The sequence below is a fragment of the Pseudomonas fluorescens genome, assembly GCF_001623525.1.
GTDB classification, from domain to species: domain Bacteria; phylum Pseudomonadota; class Gammaproteobacteria; order Pseudomonadales; family Pseudomonadaceae; genus Aquipseudomonas; species Aquipseudomonas fluorescens_Q.
This window is the reverse complement of sequence record NZ_CP015225.1, coordinates 5,262,545-5,286,216: the sequence shown is the minus strand read 5'-3', so window position 1 is coordinate 5,286,216 and position 23,672 is coordinate 5,262,545. Positions and strand designations below refer to the sequence as shown.

The following is a 23,672-nucleotide window of genomic DNA, read 5'->3' as shown; positions in this document are numbered from 1 at the left end:
CGAACTTGATACGAATTCTCGACAAGACCCCACACCCCACGGAGAATAGTCGGCTGCTGACAGGAGTCCCTATGCGCCGTTTGCTTTTCTCACTGTTGATGTTCTGCGTTTTGCCCGCCTGGGCAGACAGCTACGACCAGTTGTACAAGGTCGCCGGCTGGCCGGAACAGCGGGCGCATTTCAATGACGCCTTGAGCGCCGCCCAGCAGCGCTATCAGAGCAGCCTGCCGCCGGCGGTGTTCCAGGCCCTGGTGAACAACAGCAATCAACGTTTCGCCCCCCAGGCCATGGACCAGCGGGCCGAGGCGCAAATGCGCAAGAATTTGCGTGACCCCAGCCCGGCCCTGAGCTTTTTCCAGTCGCCCCTGGGCCGCAAGGTCGTGGCGGCCGAGTTGCTGGCGACCCGACGTGATCAATTGGCGAAAAACGCCAAGGGCCTGCCGAAGATGCCAGCCAGCGACAACCGCCTGTTGATCATCGGCCACCTGGCCCAGGCCCTGCCCGCCCGCGAGGCCGGCGCCGAAGTCAGCCTGGCGATCGCCGGCGTGGCGGCCGACAGCCTGAGTTCGATGATCCCGGGGCTGCTGGGCGGCGGCCAGGCCCAGGGCATGCTCGACAGCCAGCGCCAGCGGTTAATGGAACAGATCGGCGCGGATCTGAACAACACGCTGCTGTACGTCTACCGTGACCTGACGGATACCGAGCTGGAAGAGTTCGCCACCTTCGCCGAATCGACCGAGGGCCAGGCTTATTACCAAGCGGCCCTGGCGGCGATTCGGGCGGGGTTGGCGGTGGGGCAGAATCTCGGGCAGTAGTTCAGCGCCGCCATCGCGAGCAAGCTCGCTTCCACATTGGATCTCGCAGCTCAATACCCTGTGGGAGCGAGCTTGCTCGCGATAGCAGTAGCCCGGTCACCGCCGAACCCGGCTCATCCGCTTCGTCAAAAACCCAAACATCTCCTGCCGCAACGCCAGCGCCTCATTCGCCAAATGATGGCGTCCCTCGGGCAGCATCAACACTTGGGGCCGATCGAACTTGCTGCGCAGCACTTGCAGGTTGTGCACCCAATCCACCGTCATGTCCGCTTGCCCCTGCACGATCAATGGCTGACGCGGGCTGCTCGGGGCGGCTTCGATACGCTTGATCCATTGCCCCAATGCGCCCACCCAGGCGGTGGGCAGGCGTAGTGGTTGCAGCGGGTCGGCTTGCAGGAACGGCAGGAAGTCCGGGTCGGTGGAGTTCTCGCTGAAGCGCCGGGCGATGCCGGTCACGAAGGGTTTGAGCAAGTAATAGCTCAGGCGCGACCAGCCCCAGGCCCGCGGCCGCACCAGAGGTGACAGCAGGATGACCTGGCCCTGGGCCGGGCTCTGTGCGCCCTGGTTGAGCACGTGATCGACGACAATGGCCCCGCCGGTGCTTTGCCCGCACAGATGCCAGGGTTGCGGCAGGTCCAGCGTCCCGGCCTCGGCCAACAGGCCCTGCAGGGTGGCCTGGTACTCGGCAAAATCCTCGATGCTGGCGCGCTCGCCACTGGACAGGCCGTGGCCCGGTAGATCACAAGCGATCACCGCGAACTTCTGCTCCAGAGCCCACTCGATCAAGTGGCGATACAGCCCCATGTGATCGTAATAACCGTGGAACACAAACAAGGTCGCCACGGCTTTTTCCGGCCACCAGACCTGGCTGACCAGCTCATACCCACCCACCTCGAAACGCCCCAATCCCTTGCGCACGCTGCGTTGAGGAAAGTCCAGGCCATAGAACCGCTGGTAGGCCTGGGCTTGCTCGGACAGGGCTTGCCACTGGGCCAGCGGCTGCAGGCTGGCACGCAGGAGATCGGGGGCGAAAGTGGCAGGCATCAAGATTTCCAGGCATAGGCGCATCGCGCGAAACAGACTTTGTAGGCCTGCGATATTCATCTGTCGCGGCAGGCATGGCAAGCTACGCGGCTTCAGAGGATCGACTCCATGCGCCCGTCCCACCGCACAGCCTTGCTCGCCAGCCTGCTCGCCCTCGGATGCGCCGTCGTATTGTGGATGGCCTACGACTGGTTCCAAGGCCGTTTCCTGCGCGCGTTCAGCCAACACACCGCGGTGTTTTCCGGCGACCCGCTGCGCCTGCCTGCCGATCTGGCCGGCCCCGGCGCAATACGCCTGGTGCATTTCTGGGACCCGGCGTGCCCATGCAACGTCGGCAACCAGCAACACCTTGCCGAGCTGGTCGATAAATATGTACCGCAAGGCGTCGAGTTTTATGCGGTACAAAAAGCCGACAGCCAAGGTCAGCTGCCGGCCACATTGAGCCACTTGAAAACCCTCCCGGCGCTCCCCGGTTCAAGCCAGATTCCTGCAAGCCCGGCCGTAGCGATCTGGGATCGCAGCGGCAAACTGGCGTACTTCGGCCCCTACAGCGAAGGCCTGACCTGCAACTCGAACAACAGCTTCATCGAGCCGATTCTCGAGGCGTTGAGTGTCGGCCGGGAAGTTAGTGCGACACACACGTTGGCGGTGGGCTGTTATTGCCCATGGTCGGTTTCAAACTGACGAATTAACTACAACACGTATTGCCCCACCCCTCTCTTGGGCGGTGACAAGTTGAGACTAGTGCTTGCCTCTAGAGCTCTTGCTCAAAGTAAGGGCCTGGGCTGAACCGTTTGTCGGATCCAATTTTTCGAAACGACGCCATTACCGCTCATTTTCGGCCTGTGCCCCATGCCAGACGGGTTGTTCAGGGCATTTCAGCCCGGTTGACCGTTTAGCTGAATCGATTAACAGCGGCCGTGCCGGCATGAACTTTTTTTTAATCTCTTCTCTAAACCTCGTGACCAGCAAAATGTTTATTACCTGTGCAGTCGCGCGGCGGCGCTAACGCGAGGAAGTTTCACACGCCTTTTCATCGTTCAACTTGTCGACCCTTCTAACCAAACAAGAAATGGAATCGTCAGTGATGCAAAAGCTGCTATGCGCTGCACTTTCCAATCCCTATAAAGAAGATGCCCTCAACCTTGAGGCGTTCGTCCAATGCGTCGCTCCGCTCATGATCGATGTGTTGCTGCGCGGCGAGACGGGTACCGGTAAAGACACGCTGGCAGAAAAGATCCATCGCATGTCCGGCTGCTCCGGCAAGTTCGTGGCCATCAACTGCGCCGCCATTCCCGAAACCCTCGCCGAGAGCCAGCTCTTCGGGGCCAACACCGGCGCATTTACCGGGGCCAGCCAAAATCGCGCGGGGTTCGTCGAAGCCGCACATAACGGCACGCTGTACCTGGACGAAATCGACAGCATGCCGTTGGGCCTGCAAGCCAAGCTGCTGCGAGTCCTGGAATCCAGGACGGTCCAGCGCCTGGGCTCGACCCAGAACATCCCGGTGAACATGCGAGTGATCGCCTCCGCCCAGTGCCCGCTGGGAGAAATGGTCGAACGTGGCGAGTTTCGCCGGGACCTTTATTTTCGCCTGAACATCATCAGCCTCAAGCTGCCGCCACTGCGCAGCCGCAAGGAGCGCATCGTGCCGCTGTTCCAGTCGCTGGTGCGCCGGGAGGCCCAGGCACTTGACCGGCCCTACGTCGCGCCGTCGCCAGCGCTGTTGCGCCAACTGCTCGGCTACGCCTGGCCTGGCAACATCCGCGAGCTGCAGTCCGCCGCCAAGCGGTACGTACTCGGCTTGCCGGCACTGCCCCGCGCCGAGCAACTGGAACACAGCAGCTCGACACTCAAGTTGAAAGAACACCTGCAGCAGTTCGAAAAAATCCTCATCGAGGACTGCATGCGCCGCCACCATCATTGCATCGACAAGGTCATCGCCGAACTGGGTATCGCCCGGCGCACGCTGTATTACCGGATGAAGTGCCTGCAAATATCGACGAGTTGAGTGGGATCGGTGGAACCGTTTACGCAACGGCCGCCACTTAACCAGCGAGACGCTCACGATCGTCTCGCCATTCCACAACCCGGAGATACGACTATGAGTTTTGGTGGACTTTCTCTCGCGGCTTCCACGGCTGCCATGCAGCAGATGGACGCGACCTCGGCTGCGATGACAACCATGAAATCCGAATTCGACCAGAAGAAACTGGTCGCTGACACCATGAACGCAATCGCGGCAGGGTCGATGGACACCGCAACCAAAGCCATCACCGCCATGGGGGAAGCCTCGAAAAACATACGATTCTGACCCTCTCGCTTCAGCCCCGCTCCGGCGGGGTAACCTCAAGCGCGATGCGAGGAGGCCCTATGCACATCGACTTGCCAGACAGCCTTCGAGCTCTCAGGGACCTGTCCCATGACGACCCCACGCTGCGTCCTGCGCCGACTCCGCCAAGCCTGCACCTGGCGCTGCACGGAGCCGGCGACCGGTTGCGAGAGTCGCTCGTCCAGTGGGGCAACGAAAAGGGTTCGGCGGGCGGACAGTCTCGACCTGGTTGGCCGAGCCCCCAGGACGGATTCGCCGCAGAGACCCAAGACCCTTTGCGCCTGGTACTGGAAGACATCCTGGAAGAAATCAACAGCGGCACCGGCTCCAATCTCGACGTCGATATCGATGACGCCTATTCCAATGAAGACCTGTTCAACGATCTGGCCCAGATGTTCGCCTATCGCCGGCAGCCCATCGGTGACAACGATGTCGACAGCCAAAGCGATTTCGGCAATGCCAACAACCCCTTCTGCGGCGCGCTGTTCGGCGCCTGGGAGATCGAGGGCGATCACGCCACGCGGCGCAGTCGTCATGACGCGAGCCTGTCGCTGCTGCTCAAGATCATCGCGGTCCTGGGCCGCAGGAAACTGCTGACGCTGCTGGATATCGACGAAGGTGACGGCCAGGCGCGGTATGAACCAGACGACCAGGACCTGTTGTTCGAGATCGCCGCGTTCATGGACCAGCACCCGACGCGCTATCCCCCGCCAGCGACCCTCGACGCAGAACGGTGGACATGGACCGAACGCATTGCCCGCGGCACAGCGCTGGATGCTGGCGAAACCCGGTTGTTCCAACTTGCCCTGGAAGAGCTGGACTTCGCCCTCGCCCGCCTGGCCGGCCAGCAAGCCCCGCCGCGTCAACGTGCCCGGCGCAACCGGGAAGAAATCGAGTTTCACCTGAGCGTCACCGGTAGCGCTCGCAACGTCTTGAGGCTGATGTGCGCCTGAAGGCACCCGACCTTTGAGTTTTCAAACCGACCGTTGAAACAGGAGACATTCCGTGGACATACACGCCATCGACCCCAGCAACCTCGCCTCCACGTCCGCCAAAACGAGCGCCAAGACACAAGCGAGCGCCGAGACCAGCGATGTCAGTTGGTTCAATGCACAAATGCGCGAAAAAGCCCCCGCCCCGAACAGCGAAAACAATGTCGCGGCACGCATCATTGACTCGCTGTCGAGCCGCTCCGGTGAACTGCAGCGCCTGGACGACCGCGCCAACCGGGACATGCTCAAGGCCATCCGCACTGCCGACCCGCAGGACATGTTGCAGTCGAACCGCTCACTGTCGTCCTTCCACCTGGAAAGCCTGATGACCGCGAAAGTGGTCAGCAAAGGCTCCCAGGCCATCGAGAAGCTCACCAATCTTCAGTAAAGGGAAGGCCGGTCATGTCCAAGCGCGCGTTCTCGACACTGTTGCTGTGCCTGCTGCTCACCGGTTGCAACGAACGAACGGTGCTGCACAGCCATCTTTCCGAGCAGGATGCCAACGAAGTGATCGCCGAGTTGGCGAACAAGAACGTGGAGGCGAGCAAGCAAGTCGACAAAGACGGGTTGACCGTGCTGGTCGAGCCTGCCGACATGAACAGCGCCGTCCAGGTACTCGAAGCCGCCGGCCTGCCGCGTCGCTCACGTTCCAGCCTGGGGGAGATCTTCCGCAAGGAAGGGGTCATTTCCACGCCGATGGAGGAACGTGCCCGCTACATCTATGCGCTGTCCCAGGAGCTCGAATCGACGCTGTCACAAATAGATGGCGTGGTGCTCGCCCGGGTCCATGTGGTCCTGCCGGAGCGGGTGGCCCCGGGTGAGCCGGTCCAACCCGCATCGGCCTCGGTGTTTATCAAGCATACCCGTGCGCTGGACCCCGACAGCATCACCCCGCGCGTGCGCAACCTGGTCGCCAGCGGGATTCCCGGCATGGCCGACGCCGCTCAGAACCCGGCCAAGCTATCGGTGGTATTCGTTCCCGCCGCGCCGTATCAGGAACGGCGCAAGATGGCATATTTCGGCCCCTTCCTCATGCAGGCCGACGACATCGGCTATTGGCGAGCGGTGACCGTGACGGCAAGCATCACCTTGCTCGCCATCCTGATGGGCGTCTTGTATGGCCTCTATCGGCTGTGGCGCAACGGCGTGTTGGTGCTGCCACGATTTCTCGATCGCACGCTCACCAAACCGGCCGGGACGCCCGCCGCCCCCCAAAGCAGCATGCCACCTGGGCTGTTCGCCGTGAAAAACCCAGGGACCAAACCCGACCATAACGGGACCGCCGCATGACGGCGGAGATTGCATGGGTTCGCTGGTGGACCCTCGCCTGGCGCGAAGCAGACCGGGGCTGGTATTCGTCAGCGCTTTGCCTGCTGACCGCGCCACAGATCGACGCCCTCGCCCGAGCGCAGCATGCCGCGCTTGCCCGCAGCTTCGGTATGACGCCGTGCACGCCCCCCCAACCCAGCCCGGCGCTGCAATCGCTGTTCTGCGGCACGCCCCGGACCTTGGCCCTTGCCTACGAATTGGTGGCGAGCACTTGCGCACCGTTAACGGCAACACAGGCACTTTCGGTGCAGGACCGGGCCTGGTGCGAGCGCACCGCCAAAGCCCTGCGCCCGGGACACTGGCTCGAACAAGACCAGGATCCGCTCGCCCTGCTGCGTGCCTGGCTGGGCGAACAAGCCTGGGAACGGGCGCGCCTGGCGTTCCCACGCGACAGAATCATCGCCATCGAATCGGCACCCGCCCCTCAACCGCCAGCTGCCAAGCTGAATACGCTTTGGCAGTCCGCCTGCTGGAAAGCTGAGCAAAGCCTGGCACCCTCGGCACCTATCCAAACGGAGAGACACGATGCTCGCTCGGCGTTCGCTTGAACTGCGCCCCGATGGCCAAGGCCTGTCGCAGCCCTACATCGCTCGCGAAACCCTGGTCGATTGTGCCCGCGCCCAGGTCATCCTCGAACAGGCCCAGGCGCAGGCCGCGCAATTGCTTGGACGCGCCAGCGCAGAGGCGGACGCGACCGTGCTCGTGGCTCAAGCCCAATTCTGGGAAAAGGCCGAAACCGTGCTCGCCGCCTGGGAAGCCCAGCGTCAAGCCATGTGGGAGCGAATCGAGACGTGTGCTGCACACGTGGTCAACGAGGCCCTGGGAACGCTGTTGAACGAAGTCCCGGAGCAGGCACGCATCGATGCACTCGTCCGCCAACTGGCGTCGCGTCAGGACGACCCGGTCAGCGCCACCCTTCGCTGTCATCCTGAAGACCTGGCAAGCCTGACCCAGAGCCTGGGCATCGACGACCGACGCCCCTGGACGCCGGTGGCCGATGTCGACATGGAACGACATCAACTGAAGCTGGAAACGCCGGGCGGTACATACCTGCTCGACTGGCCCACCGCCGTCGAAACCCTACGCCTGCCCGAACCACAACCCATCACCGCAAGCTGACCCATCGCTTTCGCGAGCAAGCTCGCTCCCACAGAGGATTGGTGGTGACAGCCATACCTGTGATCCCACAGAGGATTGTTGGTGACTGCCATACCTGTGATCCCACAGGAGAAACACGATCACCCAGAACCAGGTCGGCTATAAGGCCGCCTCGCGGTGGACGTTGATCTCGGCGCCCCGTTAACCACGCTGGCCGAACGCAGGTATTGCGCAGTGGGCCCACGGAGCAATGCCTGCGTTCGGGCATGCCGAGCCTAAGCGAGGCACCGAGTGGTGGGGCAAAAAGCGTTTTGCTTACTTTTGCGCTTCTCAAAAGTGAGCCGCCGTCAGGGCGGAACCCTAAGTGGCCGTTACCGCAGCAATGGATATGTACGCAGTCAACAAGAGCATGGCCGGCTGTCAGGCCGCCATCGCGAGCAAGCCCACACAAGAGAACCGCGCCCCACATCCCGACGCCCATTTTTTTCCTCATTCACGCGGAACCGCCAACGGCATAGGCACCACTCACCTCGTGAATATGCCCAAGCCCAGAGGAACCGCCCATGTCTTCCACCGATGCCGTCCAGCGCCGCCTCGACACCTACTTCCAACGCGCGACCGACAACGTCAACAACGCTGCGATGAACGCAGCAGAAAGTCAGTCGCTCGACGACATGCACTCATTCCTGACCAGCATGAACGGCATGTCCGTCGCGGTAAACGCAGCGACTCAACAGACCACAGCCCATCACAACCTCGCCAAGGCGATCATCGATGCAATGCCATGAGCTGCGCACACAGCTCACCCGCTGGAACGCCAACGTCGATGGCCCGGAGCGGTTCACCGTTGTCATCGACGATGGCGAAGCAGCGTTCAGCAAGCTCGACGAAGGCCTGCTGGCATCGGTCGAATTGACCGTCCCGGTGACCCATGAGGTGGTTCTGGAAGACCTGCTTCGGCTGGCGCACCCAAGCCTCTCGCGATTTCCCGGCGCGCTGGCTCGTTCGCCGCAAGACGGTCGGTTGTGGCTGCTGGCGCAGGTGCCGCTGGGCGGGCACATCGACGACTTGATCGAGGTGCTCGAAGCACTGCTCAACCAGCGTGACACCTGGCAATCCATTCTCAATAAAGACCAACGTGCCGTTGCCGCGCCTGTGGCGCGACGCCTCTCGCACTCTCACTTGCTCGGAACAGGAATCCGCCATGCCTAACAGGTGGCTTGCACCGTACCGCTTGATGACCGCAGGCAAGGTACACCTTCGCCAGTCGATCGCACGCCGCTGGGCGAAACCTTCGCTGATCGCACTGGCATTGGCCGGCGCGCTTGGCGCTGGCATGCCGGCAGAGGCAGCCATACCGACCGACTGGAAGAACACGCCTTACGCCTACGACGCCCAGAACACACCGCTGGCCAAGGTACTCGGCGACTTCGCCAATACCTTCGCCGTGCAACTGGTAATCGACGGCACGGTGAAAGGCACCGTCGACGGGCGGATGCGCGCCGAAAGTCCCCAGGCGTTCCTCGACAGGCTCGGCCTGGAAAATCGCTTCCAGTGGTTCATGTATGGCAACACGCTGTACGTCAGCCCCTTGCAGAACCAGGACTCCACGCGCCTGGAAGTGTCCGCCGATGCCGTGCCGGACATGAAGCAAGCCCTGACCGACATCGGCCTGCTGGATCCGCGCTTCGGCTGGGGTGAGTTACCCGACGAAGGCGTGGTCCTGGTCTCCGGCCCGGAACGCTATGTGCGCTTGGTGGCGCAGTTTGCCGAAGCGCGCAAGACCCCCGAGGAAAAGCAGGAAGTGATCAGTTTTCCGCTGCGCTATGCCACCGCCGCCGACCGCAACGTCAAGTACCGCGGCGAAACGCTGGTCATCCCCGGGGTCGCCAGCATCCTGAAAGGCTTGCTGGAAAGTCGCAGCGCCGTGTCGGGGGGCATGCAGACGGCCTCGCCCCAAGCATCGTTCCAGAACATGCAGACCCAGCAGTCCATGACCATGGGCAATATCGAACAGTTGGCGTTGAACGGCATGGGTCGGCCGAACACCAGCCGTGTACCGTCCGGCGCGAACAGCGGTGCAGGCGCTCGGGGCAAGATCCGCGTCGAAGCCGACGTGCGCAACAACGCGGTGCTCATCTACGACGCACCCAAGCGACGGGAAATCTACACGCCGCTGATTCGCGATGTGGACGTGCCGCGCAAGCTGGTGGAAATCGATGCGATCATCCTCGACATCGACCGCACGCAACTGGCTGAGCTGGCCTCGAACTGGAACGTCGAGAGCGGCGACCTGATCGGCGGCGCCTCGATGATTCGCCCTGGTGCCAGCTCGACGGTGTTCATTCAGGACTACGGCGATTTTTCCGCGCAACTGCGGGCCCTGGAGGGCCGTGGCCTGGCCTCGGTGGTGGCAAACCCTTCGGTACTGACCTTGGAGAACCAGCCGGCGGTCATCGACTTCAGCCGGACCGAGTACATCTCGGCCATCGGCGAGCGCGTCGCCACCGTCGAGCCCATCACGGCAGGCACCAGCTTGCAGGTCGTGCCCCATGCCATCGAGACCGGGGGCCGCAATCAGATCCAGATGTCCCTGGACATCGAGGACGGCCGCATCGAGCCCTCGGAAGTCGGCCAGCAGACGCCCAGCGTGCGCCGGGGCGTGGTCAGCACCCAGGCTGTCATGGGGGAAAGCCGGTCATTGGTGGTAGGCGGTTTTCATACCGAAGAGACCGGCGACAACCTCGAACGGGTGCCATGGCTGGGTCGCATCCCGCTGATCGGGCCGCTGCTGTTTTCCTCGACCACGCGCGAGACCAGTCGCCGCGAACGGGTGTTCATCCTGACGCCTCGCCTGATCGGTGACCAGGTCGACCCGGCCCGCTACATCTCCGCCCTTGACCGCGAACAGGTCGACAGCGCCATGGCCCGCCTGGAAGAGCGTCGCAACGGCACCCGCCCCGTCGGTCGTATCGAGGTCAGCGATGTGCTCGCCCAACTCGCCGACGGCAACATTCCGGCCACGTTCAAGCAAGCGGCGTCGATTCCTTATTCGCCCGACACATTGTGCGCGTTGCAACCCGGGCTATCGCTGGACGCTGCCCGGGCCCAATGGTTCGCCGGCCCCGATTACGGCATTGCCGTGGGCGTGGTACGCAACGATGGCCAGCAAAGGTTGCGCTTCGACGAAGCGAGCTGCGGCAGCCGCTGGGCCCTGGCCACCTCCGCCTGGCCGAAGGTGTGGCTTGAGCCCGGTGAGGAAACGGAAGTGTTCGTGGTCATGAAACAACCCACACGCACGCCAGGCGGCGAGCGCCCTTCTCTTCTGCAAACCAGCGCGAGGACCCTGCCATGAGTCGCACGCCACTGCTGCTCGTTTTATTGCTGAGCCTGCCGGTATTCGCCGGCTGCGCGTACCGCTCAGGCTGCCAGGGCGATGCCTGCAGCCGCGCCGAACCGGACAACGGTCGGCTGGTGATCTGGTGGTCACCCGGCATGCGCGGCGGCCTTGGCTCCCCCGAACACCCACTGGACCATACGGTCGTCCCATTGGAGAACTGAAACGCTATGTCTTTTTCGGTACACAGCGTAAGCACTCGCCAGGCCTTCCAGAAGAACATCATCGCCGGCATCGCGACGTATTGGGAAATAGCTCCAGGCATCGAGTTCTGTCTGCGACGCGAGCCACACAGCGTGGGGCTCGCCTTACAAATACAAAGCCAGGCGCTGCGTGCAAACCAGATCCAGCATGCCCTCGAACGGCGTTTCGCCCAGCCGGCCGACTACGCCCAGCTGTTCGTATTTCTCGATCCGCAGCGGGCACTCGTGGTCTGGCAGGCGCTGCCCGACGCGCCGCTATCCACTGAGCTGCTTGATGAAATCCAGTCCCGTCAGCTGTCGCTGCTGGGCCTGGAAGACCTCGATGATTACTCGGCCACGTATTGAGGGCAATGCTGTTCACCCAGGAGCAACACTGAACCCGTGGCGAGGGAGCTTGCTCCCGCTCGGCTGCGCAGCAGTCGTAAAAACTACCGCAAACGGTATCTCCCGGTGCACCGCGTTGAATGGTTTTGGGGCCGCTGCGCAGCCCAGCGGGAGCAAGCTCCCTCGCCACAGTGATTCATCCAGAGACTTTATGAGAGAGGTTTTCCATGACCGTCGCACCGCTTGCCCAGCGCTTGATCTCGGCCCTCGCGGAACATTTGCATGCGCACTTGCAGTTGGAAGGTGGCGTGTGCGCGCTGTATGACGCGAGCAACCGCGAAGCCGTGGTCATCGAGTTGCCCGATCACGGCGATGTCGCCATCCTCCATAGCGCCATCGATATACCCGCCCACGCGCCCGGCTTGCACAAGCGGCTGCTGGAACTCAATTTTCGATTGGATCTGCTCGGCGGCAGCTGGCTGGCCCTGGACGATAAGGGCAGCGTTCGCTTGTGTGCCCATTGTCCGCTGGCGATGCTCGACGAGGCGCGGTTCTGCCATTGGATCGTCGGTTTCGTCGCCCAGGTCGGCGACATTCGAGCGCGCTTGGCGGTGCCTGCACCGCCGGGCAGCCCTCGTCCGGCCTCGCTCAACACCAACCGCACCCGACTGGGCTAACCCTGTAGAAGCTGGCGAAGCCTGCGATCTCTTGATCTTTCGCTTGAGATTCAAGTGTCATTGAAAAGATCGCAGCCTCGTTGCACTCGACAGCTCCTGCGCCGCTTTATGTGGGCTCATCGCTTTATCGAAGCTTCATCGCTTCGCCACCCTCCTGCATGACTTTCCTTGCACTGTCCATGAAGCCCTTGGTGACCTCCGTCACCGTATCGCTCATCAACTTGGCCATGTCGGCGGAGCTTTTAATGAGCATCATGGTGCTCTGGCGCTCTTCCATCCCCATCTGCATCTCGAACTGCTTTTCCATCAACTGCTTTTGACGGGTTTCCATCTCGCGCATGAAAGAGTCCGGCGTGCGAGATTCCGAAGCGGGACTGGACGTTTGCGTGTCATTCAGCGGTTGCGTGTCATTCGACGGCGCCGCGTGATTGGCGTCCCGCGCTCGGGGGCGGCCACGCTGATGCATTGCCGGTGGCGTCGAGGAGGAACGTCCCCGGCCATGCAGGCTTTGGGTGCCTTCGCGCTGCTGCGCCTCACGGGGCCGCTGGCTCAGCGAGGGGGAGCGCGACGGCGATAAGCTGTCGGTGCCGTGCAGGGCACCTGTGCCCCTTAAGGGGCTTGTCAGGGAACTGGGTTCGGGCATGGGAATCCTCCACGGGTCGATGTCTGTGTGGTGTGCACTGTCGGCAGGCCGGATCCTGCGGACGAGCCTGGCTCACTCCCTGAGTGGCAACCGCGTATGCATCGGTTCCATCGACCTCAACGCTGGTTCAATTCCGGTATCTCGATGACCTCGCCCTTGGCCTCGTCATCCAGTTCGCGCAACACCCGATAAATGTGGGCGACCGCCTGGAGCGTTTCCCGGGGGATGTAGCCGCCGACGTCTTCACGGTAGATCGTGCGCGCCAGCCAGATGCACTGGATGACCGGAACCCGGGCCGCCTTGGCCCGCTCGATCAGCGCCCGGGCCTCGGCATCGACGCCTTTGACGATCAACTGCGGCAGCGGCGTTTCCTCGGGACGATACAACAGCGCGACGGCAAAGTGGGTGGGGTTGACCACCAGCATGTCGGCGTCTTCCACCGGCTTGGTCTCTTTGTTGACGGGCTGGTCGACCAATTGCCGGGCCAGGCTGCGGCGATGCATTTTTACGTGGGGGTCGCCTTCCATTTCCTTGAACTCCTTGCGCACTTCCTCCTCGCTCATGCGCAGGCGCTTGGCGAAGAAATATTTCTGCAGGCCGAAGTCGAGGATCGCCAGCACCAGCAATACACCCAGGCAAATGTGCATGATGTGCCGAAACAGGCTGGCCAGCCCGCGCCAATAGCTGTGCAGGTCGCCGTTGACCAGGCTGATCAACGACCCGAGTGCCGGCAGGGTCACCAGATAAATCACGGTGCCGATAAACACGGCCTTGACCAGCCCCATGAACAGGTTGATCAGCGCCTGGCCGGAGAACATCTGTTTGGCCTGGTTCATCGGGTTCAAGCGGTTCGGGTCCGGCTGAAGGGCCTCGGGGGCGAACAGGAAACCGAACTGTATCCAACCGGCCACCAGGCGCGTGACGATCGCCAACCCTACGGTCATCAAGGTGAAGTTGAGCAGCACGCCACCGGCGTGGGCCAAGGTTTCCTCGAAGGCACGCACGAAGTCGACATCCAGCCGATGCAGCGGGAATGCCACCATGTCTCCCAAGGCCTGCATGCTGTCGTCGGCCTGGGTCAATGCCACTTCGGTGATCGCCGCAAGCACCAGCAGGCTGCTCAAGTCCTGGCTTTGGCCGACCTGGCCTTTGTTGCGCGCGTCGCGAATCTTCTTCGGCGTCGCCCGCTTGGTCTTTTCGCCACTGTCTTCGCTCATGGGCGAAGCCCTCCTTCAGGGCGCCTGCAACAACAGGTGAAGCAGATGCCGGATTTCGCCATAGCGACCAAGACGGCCAGTCATCGCGTCCCACAGCGTGGGCAGGTAGAACAGCAGGAAGCCCAGGCCAATCAGGCTCTTGGCCGGCATGGCGAGGACGAACACCTGCAATTGCGGGCTATACAGGCTGAGCAGCGCCAGGCTGAACTCCACCAGCAACAGCAAGCCGATAAAGGGCGCCGCGTAGAGCATCATGTGCATGAACATTTCGGCGAGCAGCCCGAGAAACACGCCGAAGCCATCCGCGCCAGGCAATGGAAACCAAACGGTGGGCGACCACACCAGGTAGCTGTCCCAGATCACCTGGGTCAACGTGCCAATGCCCAGGGTGGTGACCAGCAGCAAGATCGTCATCTCCTTGAACAAGAGGCCCAGGGGCGTGGTGTCGGTGCCGAGCGCCGGATTCAACTGGCCACCGATGAGCGCACCGCGCTGGTTGTCCAGCAAGGCGCCCACCGATTCATACAACCAGAACGGCATCGCCAACAGCACCCCGAGCAAGAAGCCCAGCACCAGCTCCTTGAACATCAACCCGGCCAGCGACAGCCAATTGACCTGGGCATCGATCAGCGCCTGGCGAATACCGGGCGCCGGCAACATGCCCAGGGCAAACACAACGGCATGGCGCGGCAAGCCTCGCAGGTGCTGGAAGCAAAACACCGGGACCAGGTAAGCGACCGGGTAAATCCGCGCCATGCCGAGCGCGATCGACAGCAGCAAGTCGAAATACGGGACGAAAGCCTGGGCCGTCATCAGGTATTGGCCATCATTTCGAATGCCCGACGCAACAGTCCAAGCAGCTCCACACCGATCCAGCGGCCCGTCACCAGCAAGGTCAGCCCGACCGCCACCAGCTTGATGCCGAAGGGCAAGGTCTGGTCCTGGATCTGCATCAAGGCCTGCACCAGGGACGTCAGTACACCGACGATCACCGCAACGATCAAGGGCGGTGCGGAGAGCAGGACCACCAGCAGCATGCCTTCCTTAAACAACGTCAGCGCGTCCATCGCACGTCCTCAAAGATAGGAATAGAAGAGGCTGTCGAGCAATTGCGTCCAGCCCTGCACGAGGACAAAAATCAGCAGCTTGAGCGGCAACGAAATGGTCATGGGCGCGACCATCTGCATGCCGAGTGCCAGCAGCAGGTTGGACACGATCAGGTCGATGACAATGAACGGGATATAGATCAGGAATCCCATCTGGAAACCGGCCTCGAGCTCCGACAGCATGAAGGCCGGAATGAGCAGCATCAGGTCGTCGCGGCTGGCCTGCTCGGCGCGCTCCTTGGGCCACATCCGCTGGGTGTTTTCCAGCAGGTGGGCGAGGATGTCCGGGTTGGTGTTGCGCGACATGAAAGCCTGCAACGGTTTTACCGCGTTCAGCGCAGAACCTTGCAACGCCTCGGTGCTGCTGAAATCCAGCGGCTGTTCCTTCAGCTGTTCGGCGATGTTGTGGCCCACCGGCGCCATGATGAACAGCGTCGCGGCCAGGGCAATGGCATACAGGGCCATATTGGGTGGCACCTGCTGCACACCGATGGCGTTACGGGTGATCGTCAACACGATGGCTATCTTGAGAAAGGCGCTGCAGATAATCAGCAGCAGGGGGACCAACGAAATCCCACCAATGAACAGCGCCAGCAGAAAGGGGTCGACCCCCTGGAAGCTCATCCAGCCACATCCACGCGGGCGATTTGCAGACCCAATCGGCCATCGACCTCGACCAGCTCGCCCTGGGCCAGAGCTCGTTCGCCATAAAACAGCGCCGCCGTCCCCGGTGCCACACCTGGCACTTGCAGCACCGCGCCGGGCGCCAGATTGCGCAGCTCGCCCAAGGTCAGGTGCAAATGACCGCAGCGTATCGTCAGCGCCAGCGGCAGGTCGTCGAAACGCTCGGGGAGATCGGCAGCGACCGGCTCCGTCATCGGTGCCACCTCGGTTTCAGCGGCATAGGCCGACAGCGGGTGCTCAGTCGCCTCGCCAGTTTGGGCGTCAGGTTCATAGCCGGTGCTATCGTCCCAGTCCGGCGTCAGGATGTCGGTGTCGGCGGTGGTGCTCATAACGGTCTCCTCCAGAGCGAGCAAGGTCAGGCGCAACGGCGCGGCACGGCTGTGTACCCGCACCTGCAAACAATGCCGGCCCAGGCGAATCAGCCCTTGGCCGGATGAATCGAACAAAGGGGTTTGCGGCACCAACACATCACCGGGGCGCAACGTCGCCACCTGCCCGGCGGCCAGCGCCAGGTGTCCCAGTTCCAACGGGACACGCAGCGCAAAGCCCTCGATCACCGGCGCGGCTAGCCGTTGCCAGGGATCGGTGCGAAGCAGCCCCAGCAAGGTCGCACCGGTCATTTCCAGATGGCTCGTGACGCGGGCCGCGCCCACCCTCACGTCGAGCCGGCAGGCAATGCCCTGCACCGCGGGTCCGGCCGCTGGTTTGATAAAACCGAAGACCTGGCGCAGGGGCTCGCTCAGGGCTTGCTGGAACAGCGACCAGAACCACGTGTCATCCGGCCCGGGTTCGGCAGGCAGGACCACCGGGCATTCACCGAACAGGCTGAGCACCGCGCCGGCCTCGTCCAAGGTAAAGACACCATGGGCACACGCCAGCACACACGGCGTGCTCCCAGCCGCAACGCCGCCCGGAGTCAGTTCCAGCAAGCCCGTCTCGCCCGCCACCTCGAAGGGCAACCGGACGCCAATTCCCAATAGCCGCCGGGCGGTGGCGTCCTCGCTGCCCACCGTCGGCAGCACCAATGCATGGACTGTCATGTCGCGCTAACCTCGTCTTCCTGCGCTACGCGCACGCTGACCGGCTGGCCCAGGCTTTGGGTCAGCGCCTCTTCGAGACGACCGGATCGACTCGACAGCCGCGTCTGTACGTCTGCACTTTCGCTGCTCAGGCCGACGTCCCATCCGCACGCCCCGCCTGGCCGCCGGGCGGAGACCTTGATGCGGCCCAGATTGGGCAGATGCAGCAGCAGGTCCAATTGCTGGTCGAGGGTGGCGCGCAAGCGTGGCGTGAGCTGGTCGACAAACGCCTCCTCTTCGCCGCTCGAAAGGTTCACCAGGCCCGACAGCGAACCGGTGCCGGCGCTGTCATCCTGCGCGCCGCCCCGTGGCGCATCGACCCACTGACGGAACCAGTAACCGTCACTGCTGCCTGCCGTCAGGTCGGGGTCGCGTCCGGTGGCAGGGGCGGACTCGCGCTCCACCGGACGGCTTGCCCGACTCACCTGGGCAGGCGGTTGCTCGTACGCTCGAGGCGGATGCCGGACGGGGGCCGCCGGGGGATTGCCGTGCGGTGTCGGCCCACCGCGCACGCTGTGCTCATTCATCGCTGGGGGGCTCCACCAGGTACTCCATCATTGCGCTGAGCTTTTCCAGATCTCGCCGGCGCCCTTGCAGCCGCTGCTGGGCAGCGGCCGTGTGCCGGGCCTGCTGCGCCTGTTCATCGTCCAGCGCCTGCAATGCCCGCGCTTGCTCAGCCAGTTCGCCAATCAAGCGACGTTCCTGGGTATTCCAGGCATTCAGTTCGCACACGCTCAACGCCCGGCCACGGTGCTCGCCGTACAACGCCTCGCGCTGCACCGCCTGTTGCTCACGGGTCGCCTGCATCTGCGCGCGCGCGGCGGCAGCCGCGGCTTCGCGCTCACGCAAAAGCTCGCGCTGCTGGCGCCACGCCCGCTCGGCTTGCGCTTCGCGGTGGCGGCGTATCGGCGCCAGGGCGTCCAGATCAACCCGGGACATAGGCGGTCAACTGCTGCAGGTGGGCGAGCGTGGAAGCAAGCTGCTCCGGCTCACGCAGGTCCTGGCGCAGGAAGGCGTCCAGGGCGCCACGCGACTCCACCGCCAGGTCGGTCAAGGGGTCAGCGCCGGCCTGGTATTCGCCCAGGCGCAACATCAGTTCGATTTGTTCATAGGCCGACAACAACCGACGCAGATTGATGCCCGCCCGCAGGTGCTCCGCCTCGGCCACATTGGCCAAGATTCGCGACAGGCTGGCCAGCACATCGATTGCCGGGTAGTGGCCGCGTTCCGCGAGCTTGCGTGACAGCACGATGTGACCGTCGAGCAGCGAACGTACTTCATCCGCCACGGGATCGTTCATGGAATCCTGCTCGATGAGCACCGTATAAAACGCGGTGATAGCGCCCTCGTTGGTCAGCCCGGCCCGTTCGACCAGGCGCGGCAGCAGGCTGTAGACCGACGGCGGCAGGCCGCCACGCCCCAACGGCTCGCCGGCGGCCAGGCCGATCTCACGCTGGGCCCGGGCGAAGCGGGTCAGCGAGTCGATGAGCAGCAGCACGCGTTGGCCCCGGGCACGAAAACCCTCGGCCAATGCCGTCGCAGTGAACGCTGCGCGGGCGCGTTCCATGCTGGAGCGATCGGAGGTGGCGCACACCAGCACCGCACGGGCACGCAGTTCATCATCCAGCTCGTGGTCGAGGAATTCACGCAGTTCACGCCCACGCTCGCCGATCAAGCCGAACACGATGACATCGCAGTCAACGTTCCGGGCAATCTCCGCCAACAGTGTGGTCTTGCCACAGCCGGCGCCGGCGAACAGCCCTACACGCTGGCCTTCGCCGAGCGTCAGCGGGCCATCGATGGCCCGTACGCCGGTCATCAAGGGCCGTTGGATGCGCGGTCGCGCGGTGGGCGCCGGGGCCTCGCCAATCACCTGCGATGCATTCGGCACATGCGCACCGGCGAAGGCTCCCGCGCCGCCATCCACCAGCGGCCGGCCGAATCCATCCAGCACCTGGCCCAACAACTGCGGCCCCACGCACACCCGATGCGGCATGCCCAGCGGCTCCACCGCCGCCCCGACCCGGACGCCCTCCAGCCCGCCCAAGGCGCTGAGCAAGGCATCGTGCTGGTCGAAGCCGACAATTTCGGCGAGCAGCGGCTCGCGGGCGTCGCGCTCGACCCGGCAGAGGTCGCCGATCTGCGCCCCCGGCAGCCGGCACTGCAGCAAGATGCCGCTGACCCGCTGCACCCGTCCGCGCACCATGACCGGCGCGAAGCGACGCAAGTGCGCCAATTGCCCGGCCTCCCAGGCCTCCAGTCGCGCGATGGCCGCCTGCATCATCACCAGGTGACCTCGTAGCGTTGGTCGCCCTCGAAGGTGACTTTGCCGCTGTCGATGGCAGTCAAGCGCAGGCCATCGATCTGGTCGCCCAGGAACAACCGACGGCCATCGGCGGTGACCACGTGACCATGCTTGCCGCCCACGATCTGGGCGATCTGGAACGGCAGTTTCGTCAGCCGTTCCTTGACGTTGGCCGTGATCCCGATCGGCGTTTCGTAGCGCTCGTGGAAGCGCTCGATCAGTCGTTCGACCATCGCCAGGCGCTGGCGCGGCAACTCACCCACCAGGACCAGCCGGTCGTCCTGGCTCTCGACCCGCACACCGGCGCCCAAATCGCGCTCCTGCAACATGCGATCCAGCTCCAGGCGGACCGCCTCGACATTGTCCAAGGCCACCTTGGTCTGCTTGAGCTGCTGGGCCGGGCTGCGCGCCACGGTCTGCGCCGGCTGGCTGGTAAAGGCCCAGGCGCTGGAGGCAACGGTGATCACCGCCGCGGCAATGGCCAGGCGCTTGGGCCACGACGGCCGCACCGCAGGCTTCGGAGCTTCCCGGTCCAGCGCCAGATGCGCAGCGTCATCCAGCGCCGCCTCTTCGGGCCAGGGCTGATCGGCCGGGGCCAGGCACAGCCAGACGCCTGCCACGGCAAACGGAGCATTGCTCTGCAAGGGCTCGGTCGCGGCCCAGGGCTGGCCTTGTCCATCGCAAACCGTGCCCTCCAGCCGTTCCAGCAGCCACTGGCCCTGCACCTGCCGCAGGCCCACGTGACGCCCACAGATACCCGGATCGTATAGCGCCAGGTCGGCCTCCTCCGCCGCCCCGACCACCCATTGCTCGCCAACCAGCGGCAACGCCGCACCTCGGTGCAGACCACTCAAGACTCGCAGTTCGAACATGGTCAATTCCTCAAGGGGCGACAGACGCTCGCCCACGATCCGGTTGTACGACGGGGCACCGGCGGCCCCCGTCCTCTGTCACAGCCAGGCCATCGAACGCACCTGGATTTGCATCGTTACGTGGAGACGCCGCTGCTGGCGTGCCAAGACAAGCCCGTCACGCGGCATCCTCCATCCGTAGTTTTTCCTGCTCGAGGTCAAAGCGCCCCAGCACGGTGACCTGGGCGTTGCTGTGCAACTCGCTGAAGGCGAGCACGGGCACGTGATTGAATTCGTCACGCAACAAATCGCGTAGCGGGGCCCGCAGGTCTTGCGCCACCAACAGCACGGCCACGCGCTTGGCGCGCAACGGGAAGCCTTCGCGCAACTGCATGACCAAGGCGCGGGTATGCAGGCTTTCCAGGGCAAAAAAGGTTTCCGTCTGGGTCTGGCGCAGCGCATCGCGCAACAGGCCTTCGGTTTCCGGCGTCAACAGCCACACGTGCAGGCCATCTTCGTCGCGGTACTGGTGATAGATCTGCGACTTCAGGGCGATGCGCGCGTAGTCGGTCAGCGCACCGACGTCGCGCTCGTGCTGCCCGTGCTCGATCAAGGACTCGGCGATCAGCCGCACCGCGCGCAGCGGGACACCTTCGCCGGCCAGGCGCTGGAGCACGGCCGCGAAACGGGCCAACGGCATGGTCCGCTGCAGTTCCTGCACCAGCTCTGGCTGGCCCGCTTCGAGCCAACTGAGAATCGACTTGCTCTCCTGAAGCCCCAAGAATTGTGGGCCCGTGGCAAACATCGCGCGGCTCATGCGCTCCACCAGCAACTCGGCGGCCGACACCGCCTCCACGCGTTCGTCCGCCAGCAGCGGATCGTCAGGCGTCAGCCAGAGCCACTGCTGCTCGTCACGCACCTCGCTGCCGACCTGCCCGTCGCGCGGTTCCAACGGCAGCGGCCCGCGCGCCACGGCCACGCGCTCTCCGAAAGTTGCCCGCAACATCGGCACCTCGTGCACGCAGAAGCGGAACTCGTCGTCTTCCAGCAGCGCGCTGTATTCGATCTCGAAGGGCGGCAGGGTCAGGCCAAAGCCGGCCACCAGCGCGTTACGCTTTTTGCGGATCGCCTGGATGGCTTCCTCGGCGGCCGCGTTGCCTTCCATGGCTTTGGAAAACTGCAGAAGATAGGCACGGGTCGGGTCGAAGCTGCGCAGGTCTTCGGCGCCGTTCTGTGCCGGGGCCACGACCTCCGCTGGCTGGTCGCCCTGGCGGGCCAGCCGGGCGCGCGAGTAGAGCTGGACGATGCCGGCGGTGCCGGTGATCAAGGCGATGACGATGAACACCAGCGTGGGCATGCCGGGCAAGGCCGCGAAGCCGAGCATTCCCACCGAAGCGATCACCCAGGCCTTGGGTTCGGCGGTCAACTGCTGGGCGATTTCCTTGCCGACGCTACTGCCCGCCGGCTCCCCTTGCGGCGACACGCGGGTGATGATCATGCCCGCAGTAAGAGAAATCAGCAGGGCCGGAATCTGCGCGATCAGACCGTCACCGATGGTCAACACGGCGTACAAGTGCATCGATTCGGATGCGCCCATGTCATGCTGCATCATGCCGACCGAAAAGCCGCCGATGAGGTTGATCACCACGATCACCAAACCCGCGATGGCATCGCCCTTGACGAACTTCATCGCCCCGTCCATCGCACCGAACAGCTGGCTTTCCTTGTTCAATTCCTCGCGACGCCGCCGGGCTTCGCTGACATCGATCAGGTTGGCGCGCAGGTCGCTGTCGATGGACATCTGCTTGCCCGGCAGCGCGTCCAGGGTGAACCGCGCCGCCACTTCGGCGACCCGCTCCGAGCCCTTGGTGATCACCAGGAAGTTGACCACCGTCAGGATGAGGAAGATGACCAACCCGACCGCCAGGTTGCCCCCCACTACAAAATCGCCGAACGCCTGGACGATATGACCGGCGTCGCCCTGGAGCAGGATCAACCGGGTGGTCGCCACCGACAACGCCAGCCGGAACAGCGTGGTCAGCAGCAGCACCGCCGGAAACGAGGAAAACGCCAACGGTCGCGGCAGGTACAGCGAGAGCACGATCAGCAGGCAGGAGATGCAGATGTTGATCGCGATCAGCGCATCGACCACCGAGGTCGGCAAGGGCAGGATCAGCATGAACACGATGCCGAGCACCACGAACGCCCCGACCACCTCGATGCGCCGCACCGCTTCGTTGGCGACTTTGTTCAACAGGGCGATCATGAGCGTGCTCCAATCACCGGGGCAGCGGTCTGGCTTCGGGGCTCGCCACGGGAACGCTCATCGAGCAGCACCAACAGGTTCTTCAGCGCGGTCTGTCGGCTTTTGCTATCCCGCCAGAGAGGTAGCGGCAAACGCTTGAGCAAAGGGTACAGGCCGTTCAGGGAGACCAGTTGGTCCCGCTCCTCTTCTCCACCCAGTTCACGCCCGATACGCCGTACTTCCGCCGCCGACAGGCCACTGCTGACAAACCCCAGCATGCGTTGGAGCAACAGCACCGCCGTGAGCTGGCTGGCCGGGCAACTACAGGCCAGTTGCTCGAGCAAACGGCGGCAGCTGTGCAGGACACTGCCCAGTTGCGTCGAGGCGGCCAGGCCGATCAACAACGTGCGCAACAGGGCGGTGGGACGTGACGGTGTGTGCGCCGCGATGTCGTCAGCCAGGGCCCGGCGCATCATGTCCAGCCCCGGCACGAAGGCCGCCTCGCCGAACAGGCCAAGCAACGCCTGCATCATGGTGGGCAACGATTGCTTGAGCACCACGGTGTCGTAATAGAGCCGCCGTACCGCCTGGCGCAGTTCGGGATCGCCGCCCGCAGCGCGCAAGGCCTCGGCGATGTTCATGCCCGCCTGGATCTGCGCGCCATAACGCTCGCGCAATAGTTGCAGGTAGTCGCGAGCGCGCTGGGCTTCGACGAGACGACCTTGAACTTCGGCCTCGCGCAAGGCTTGCTGCAGGATCAGGTCGGTACGGGCCGGGTCACCACCGGTGGATTGCACCACCTCTTCAAGCACCGGCTCGCCACACAACAACAAACCCGCCTGGGCGGCCATTGCCCCCAGGCTCTGCTTGCCTGGGTGGCCGAGTTGGTCGTACCACTCTTCCAACTGCTCGCGCGTCTCGACGCGCACCTGGCCCACCTCGCTGCGGGCATTGCGGATGCGCCGCTGGCTCAGCGCCTTGGTATTGCGCTCCACATGATGGCTGAAGGTCATGCCGACCTCCTCCATCGAATTGGACTGCACGGCCTGAAACGATTCGACAGGCTTGCCGATGCCCACGACGGCCGAAGCGGCCTGGGCAAGGTTGGCGGCAATATGCGCATTTGTCGGGGCTTCTACTTTCATGATGGCCGTGAGCGTGGTTTCGGACGCTCAGTGGGTGGCGGCTATCCAGCATTCAGTTCCATCAGCGGCCATGGCCCTTTCTGACCGCTTCGCAAGGGTTTCCTGCCCGAGCGTTCGCTCGGTGCAATTTCATGCAGTGGCGCTTGGGACGGCTGTGCATGCCCTTGCACAAATAGAGCAAAAGCA

Annotated in this window: 28 protein-coding genes; 15 read left to right on the top strand and 13 right to left on the bottom strand. The window is 63.7% G+C overall.

Annotated features, from left to right (window positions below; genetic code table 11):
- The first annotated feature begins 71 nt into the window (after window positions 1–71).
- Window positions 72–815 (top strand): DUF2059 domain-containing protein, encoded by a 744-nt coding sequence (locus tag TK06_RS22805; RefSeq protein WP_063323934.1) that lies wholly within the window; start codon window positions 72–74, stop codon window positions 813–815.
- 96 nt (window positions 816–911) lie between these two features.
- Here the strand turns inward: TK06_RS22805 and TK06_RS22800 are convergent, their stop codons facing one another.
- Entirely contained in the window at window positions 912–1,859 is a 948-nt protein-coding gene (locus tag TK06_RS22800; protein WP_063323933.1) for an alpha/beta hydrolase, read from the bottom strand.
- A 108-nt stretch (window positions 1,860–1,967) separates the two neighbouring features.
- On the opposite strand from TK06_RS22800, the gene TK06_RS22795 reads away from it, so the two are divergent.
- The 14 genes from TK06_RS22795 (at window position 1,968) to TK06_RS22730 (ending at window position 12,211) form a co-directional block, all read left to right on the top strand.
- Window positions 1,968–2,543, top strand: a complete 576-nt coding sequence (locus TK06_RS22795; RefSeq protein WP_063323932.1) for a DUF6436 domain-containing protein — start codon at window positions 1,968–1,970, stop codon at window positions 2,541–2,543.
- A gap of 403 nt (window positions 2,544–2,946) precedes the next feature.
- Window positions 2,947–3,870: a sigma 54-interacting transcriptional regulator gene (locus tag TK06_RS22790; protein ID WP_063323931.1), complete on the top strand. Its 924-nt coding sequence runs from the start codon at window positions 2,947–2,949 to the stop codon at window positions 3,868–3,870.
- 93 nt (window positions 3,871–3,963) lie between these two features.
- On the top strand, window positions 3,964–4,173 hold the full coding sequence (locus tag TK06_RS22785) for a type III secretion apparatus protein RspA (protein ID WP_003177441.1): 210 nt from the start codon (window positions 3,964–3,966) through the stop codon (window positions 4,171–4,173).
- Between the two features lie 59 nt (window positions 4,174–4,232).
- Window positions 4,233–5,144, top strand: coding sequence for a type III secretion protein (locus tag TK06_RS22780; RefSeq protein WP_063323930.1), 912 nt, complete (start codon window positions 4,233–4,235; stop codon window positions 5,142–5,144).
- 52 nt (window positions 5,145–5,196) lie between these two features.
- Window positions 5,197–5,571: a type III secretion system inner rod subunit SctI gene (gene sctI / locus TK06_RS22775; RefSeq protein ID WP_063323929.1), complete on the top strand. Its 375-nt coding sequence runs from the start codon at window positions 5,197–5,199 to the stop codon at window positions 5,569–5,571.
- Window positions 5,572–5,585: 14 nt separating this feature from the next.
- A complete protein-coding gene (gene sctJ, locus TK06_RS22770; protein ID WP_063323928.1) occupies window positions 5,586–6,473 on the top strand; it encodes a type III secretion system inner membrane ring lipoprotein SctJ in 888 nt (295 codons plus the stop codon).
- The gene (locus tag TK06_RS22765; protein ID WP_063323927.1) at window positions 6,470–7,060 is read left to right on the top strand and encodes a hypothetical protein; all 591 of its coding nucleotides are present in this window, start codon (window positions 6,470–6,472) and stop codon (window positions 7,058–7,060) included. Before sctJ ends, TK06_RS22765 begins: the two co-directional genes overlap by 4 nt.
- Window positions 7,038–7,631, top strand: a complete 594-nt coding sequence (sctL, locus tag TK06_RS22760) for a type III secretion system stator protein SctL (protein ID WP_063323926.1) — start codon at window positions 7,038–7,040, stop codon at window positions 7,629–7,631. The genes TK06_RS22765 and sctL overlap by 23 nt, the downstream gene beginning before the upstream one ends.
- A gap of 542 nt (window positions 7,632–8,173) precedes the next feature.
- Window positions 8,174–8,398 carry a type III secretion protein gene (locus tag TK06_RS22755; RefSeq protein WP_014340714.1) on the top strand — a complete coding sequence of 75 codons (225 nt, stop codon included), beginning with the start codon at window positions 8,174–8,176 and terminating at the stop codon, window positions 8,396–8,398.
- Window positions 8,385–8,822, top strand: coding sequence for a type III secretion system chaperone (locus TK06_RS22750; protein WP_063323925.1), 438 nt, complete (start codon window positions 8,385–8,387; stop codon window positions 8,820–8,822). The genes TK06_RS22755 and TK06_RS22750 overlap by 14 nt, the downstream gene beginning before the upstream one ends.
- The gene (gene sctC / locus TK06_RS22745; RefSeq protein ID WP_063323924.1) at window positions 8,815–10,965 is read left to right on the top strand and encodes a type III secretion system outer membrane ring subunit SctC; all 2,151 of its coding nucleotides are present in this window, start codon (window positions 8,815–8,817) and stop codon (window positions 10,963–10,965) included. Before TK06_RS22750 ends, sctC begins: the two co-directional genes overlap by 8 nt.
- Window positions 10,962–11,171 carry an HrpT family type III secretion system protein gene (hrpT, locus tag TK06_RS22740; protein ID WP_063323923.1) on the top strand — a complete coding sequence of 70 codons (210 nt, stop codon included), beginning with the start codon at window positions 10,962–10,964 and terminating at the stop codon, window positions 11,169–11,171. Before sctC ends, hrpT begins: the two co-directional genes overlap by 4 nt.
- A 6-nt stretch (window positions 11,172–11,177) precedes the next feature.
- On the top strand, window positions 11,178–11,555 hold the full coding sequence (locus TK06_RS22735) for a hypothetical protein (RefSeq protein WP_063323922.1): 378 nt from the start codon (window positions 11,178–11,180) through the stop codon (window positions 11,553–11,555).
- 206 nt (window positions 11,556–11,761) lie between these two features.
- Window positions 11,762–12,211: a type III secretion system chaperone gene (locus tag TK06_RS22730; protein ID WP_063323921.1), complete on the top strand. Its 450-nt coding sequence runs from the start codon at window positions 11,762–11,764 to the stop codon at window positions 12,209–12,211.
- A 124-nt stretch (window positions 12,212–12,335) separates the two neighbouring features.
- Here TK06_RS22730 and TK06_RS32780 read toward each other — a convergent pair whose 3' ends face one another.
- From TK06_RS32780 to TK06_RS22670, 12 genes are all read right to left on the bottom strand, one after another.
- Window positions 12,336–12,854 (bottom strand): type III effector, encoded by a 519-nt coding sequence (locus tag TK06_RS32780; RefSeq protein ID WP_170846014.1) that lies wholly within the window; start codon window positions 12,852–12,854, stop codon window positions 12,336–12,338.
- Window positions 12,855–12,970: 116 nt separating this feature from the next.
- A complete protein-coding gene (gene sctU / locus TK06_RS22720; protein ID WP_063323920.1) occupies window positions 12,971–14,071 on the bottom strand; it encodes a type III secretion system export apparatus subunit SctU in 1,101 nt (366 codons plus the stop codon).
- Between the two features lie 15 nt (window positions 14,072–14,086).
- The gene (gene sctT, locus TK06_RS22715) at window positions 14,087–14,884 is read right to left on the bottom strand and encodes a type III secretion system export apparatus subunit SctT (protein WP_063323919.1); all 798 of its coding nucleotides are present in this window, start codon (window positions 14,882–14,884) and stop codon (window positions 14,087–14,089) included.
- On the bottom strand, window positions 14,884–15,138 hold the full coding sequence (sctS, locus tag TK06_RS22710; RefSeq protein WP_003206603.1) for a type III secretion system export apparatus subunit SctS: 255 nt from the start codon (window positions 15,136–15,138) through the stop codon (window positions 14,884–14,886). The genes sctT and sctS overlap by 1 nt, the downstream gene beginning before the upstream one ends.
- Window positions 15,139–15,147: 9 nt before the next feature.
- Window positions 15,148–15,801: a type III secretion system export apparatus subunit SctR gene (sctR, locus tag TK06_RS22705; RefSeq protein WP_063323918.1), complete on the bottom strand. Its 654-nt coding sequence runs from the start codon at window positions 15,799–15,801 to the stop codon at window positions 15,148–15,150.
- Entirely contained in the window at window positions 15,798–16,901 is a 1,104-nt protein-coding gene (sctQ, locus tag TK06_RS22700; protein WP_063323917.1) for a type III secretion system cytoplasmic ring protein SctQ, read from the bottom strand. The genes sctR and sctQ overlap by 4 nt, the downstream gene beginning before the upstream one ends.
- Window positions 16,898–17,467 carry a type III secretion protein gene (locus tag TK06_RS22695; RefSeq protein WP_238992562.1) on the bottom strand — a complete coding sequence of 190 codons (570 nt, stop codon included), beginning with the start codon at window positions 17,465–17,467 and terminating at the stop codon, window positions 16,898–16,900. Before TK06_RS22695 ends, sctQ begins: the two co-directional genes overlap by 4 nt.
- On the bottom strand, window positions 17,460–17,879 hold the full coding sequence (locus tag TK06_RS22690) for a hypothetical protein (protein WP_063323916.1): 420 nt from the start codon (window positions 17,877–17,879) through the stop codon (window positions 17,460–17,462). Before TK06_RS22690 ends, TK06_RS22695 begins: the two co-directional genes overlap by 8 nt.
- Window positions 17,866–19,224 carry a FliI/YscN family ATPase gene (locus tag TK06_RS22685; RefSeq protein WP_063323915.1) on the bottom strand — a complete coding sequence of 453 codons (1,359 nt, stop codon included), beginning with the start codon at window positions 19,222–19,224 and terminating at the stop codon, window positions 17,866–17,868. The genes TK06_RS22690 and TK06_RS22685 overlap by 14 nt, the downstream gene beginning before the upstream one ends.
- On the bottom strand, window positions 19,224–20,117 hold the full coding sequence (locus tag TK06_RS22680; RefSeq protein ID WP_063323914.1) for an FHA domain-containing protein: 894 nt from the start codon (window positions 20,115–20,117) through the stop codon (window positions 19,224–19,226). Before TK06_RS22680 ends, TK06_RS22685 begins: the two co-directional genes overlap by 1 nt.
- Window positions 20,118–20,274: 157 nt before the next feature.
- Window positions 20,275–22,362, bottom strand: coding sequence for a type III secretion system export apparatus subunit SctV (sctV, locus tag TK06_RS22675; protein ID WP_063323913.1), 2,088 nt, complete (start codon window positions 22,360–22,362; stop codon window positions 20,275–20,277).
- On the bottom strand, window positions 22,359–23,486 hold the full coding sequence (locus TK06_RS22670) for a TyeA family type III secretion system gatekeeper subunit (protein WP_063323912.1): 1,128 nt from the start codon (window positions 23,484–23,486) through the stop codon (window positions 22,359–22,361). The genes sctV and TK06_RS22670 overlap by 4 nt, the downstream gene beginning before the upstream one ends.
- Window positions 23,487–23,672: the final 186 nt, after the last annotated feature.

Coding starts and splice junctions, on each gene's coding strand:
- TK06_RS22750 (WP_063323925.1), top strand. CDS start 8,385: ATGCAATGCCATGAGCTGCGCACACAGCTCACCCGCTGGAACGCCAAC.
- TK06_RS22805 (WP_063323934.1), top strand. CDS start 72: ATGCGCCGTTTGCTTTTCTCACTGTTGATGTTCTGCGTTTTGCCCGCC.
- sctL (WP_063323926.1), top strand. CDS start 7,038: ATGCTCGCTCGGCGTTCGCTTGAACTGCGCCCCGATGGCCAAGGCCTG.
- TK06_RS22785 (WP_003177441.1), top strand. CDS start 3,964: ATGAGTTTTGGTGGACTTTCTCTCGCGGCTTCCACGGCTGCCATGCAG.
- sctS (WP_003206603.1), bottom strand. CDS start 15,138: ATGGACGCGCTGACGTTGTTTAAGGAAGGCATGCTGCTGGTGGTCCTG.
- sctU (WP_063323920.1), bottom strand. CDS start 14,071: ATGAGCGAAGACAGTGGCGAAAAGACCAAGCGGGCGACGCCGAAGAAG.
- sctT (WP_063323919.1), bottom strand. CDS start 14,884: ATGACGGCCCAGGCTTTCGTCCCGTATTTCGACTTGCTGCTGTCGATC.
- TK06_RS22765 (WP_063323927.1), top strand. CDS start 6,470: ATGACGGCGGAGATTGCATGGGTTCGCTGGTGGACCCTCGCCTGGCGC.
- TK06_RS22735 (WP_063323922.1), top strand. CDS start 11,178: ATGTCTTTTTCGGTACACAGCGTAAGCACTCGCCAGGCCTTCCAGAAG.
- TK06_RS32780 (WP_170846014.1), bottom strand. CDS start 12,854: ATGCCCGAACCCAGTTCCCTGACAAGCCCCTTAAGGGGCACAGGTGCC.
- TK06_RS22800 (WP_063323933.1), bottom strand. CDS start 1,859: ATGCCTGCCACTTTCGCCCCCGATCTCCTGCGTGCCAGCCTGCAGCCG.
- TK06_RS22795 (WP_063323932.1), top strand. CDS start 1,968: ATGCGCCCGTCCCACCGCACAGCCTTGCTCGCCAGCCTGCTCGCCCTC.
- TK06_RS22685 (WP_063323915.1), bottom strand. CDS start 19,224: ATGATGCAGGCGGCCATCGCGCGACTGGAGGCCTGGGAGGCCGGGCAA.
- TK06_RS22755 (WP_014340714.1), top strand. CDS start 8,174: ATGTCTTCCACCGATGCCGTCCAGCGCCGCCTCGACACCTACTTCCAA.
- TK06_RS22780 (WP_063323930.1), top strand. CDS start 4,233: ATGCACATCGACTTGCCAGACAGCCTTCGAGCTCTCAGGGACCTGTCC.
- hrpT (WP_063323923.1), top strand. CDS start 10,962: ATGAGTCGCACGCCACTGCTGCTCGTTTTATTGCTGAGCCTGCCGGTA.
- TK06_RS22690 (WP_063323916.1), bottom strand. CDS start 17,879: ATGTCCCGGGTTGATCTGGACGCCCTGGCGCCGATACGCCGCCACCGC.
- sctV (WP_063323913.1), bottom strand. CDS start 22,362: ATGATCGCCCTGTTGAACAAAGTCGCCAACGAAGCGGTGCGGCGCATC.
- TK06_RS22790 (WP_063323931.1), top strand. CDS start 2,947: ATGCAAAAGCTGCTATGCGCTGCACTTTCCAATCCCTATAAAGAAGAT.
- sctQ (WP_063323917.1), bottom strand. CDS start 16,901: ATGACAGTCCATGCATTGGTGCTGCCGACGGTGGGCAGCGAGGACGCC.
- TK06_RS22695 (WP_238992562.1), bottom strand. CDS start 17,467: ATGAATGAGCACAGCGTGCGCGGTGGGCCGACACCGCACGGCAATCCC.
- sctC (WP_063323924.1), top strand. CDS start 8,815: ATGCCTAACAGGTGGCTTGCACCGTACCGCTTGATGACCGCAGGCAAG.
- TK06_RS22670 (WP_063323912.1), bottom strand. CDS start 23,486: ATGAAAGTAGAAGCCCCGACAAATGCGCATATTGCCGCCAACCTTGCC.
- sctR (WP_063323918.1), bottom strand. CDS start 15,801: ATGAGCTTCCAGGGGGTCGACCCCTTTCTGCTGGCGCTGTTCATTGGT.
- sctJ (WP_063323928.1), top strand. CDS start 5,586: ATGTCCAAGCGCGCGTTCTCGACACTGTTGCTGTGCCTGCTGCTCACC.
- TK06_RS22730 (WP_063323921.1), top strand. CDS start 11,762: ATGACCGTCGCACCGCTTGCCCAGCGCTTGATCTCGGCCCTCGCGGAA.
- TK06_RS22680 (WP_063323914.1), bottom strand. CDS start 20,117: ATGTTCGAACTGCGAGTCTTGAGTGGTCTGCACCGAGGTGCGGCGTTG.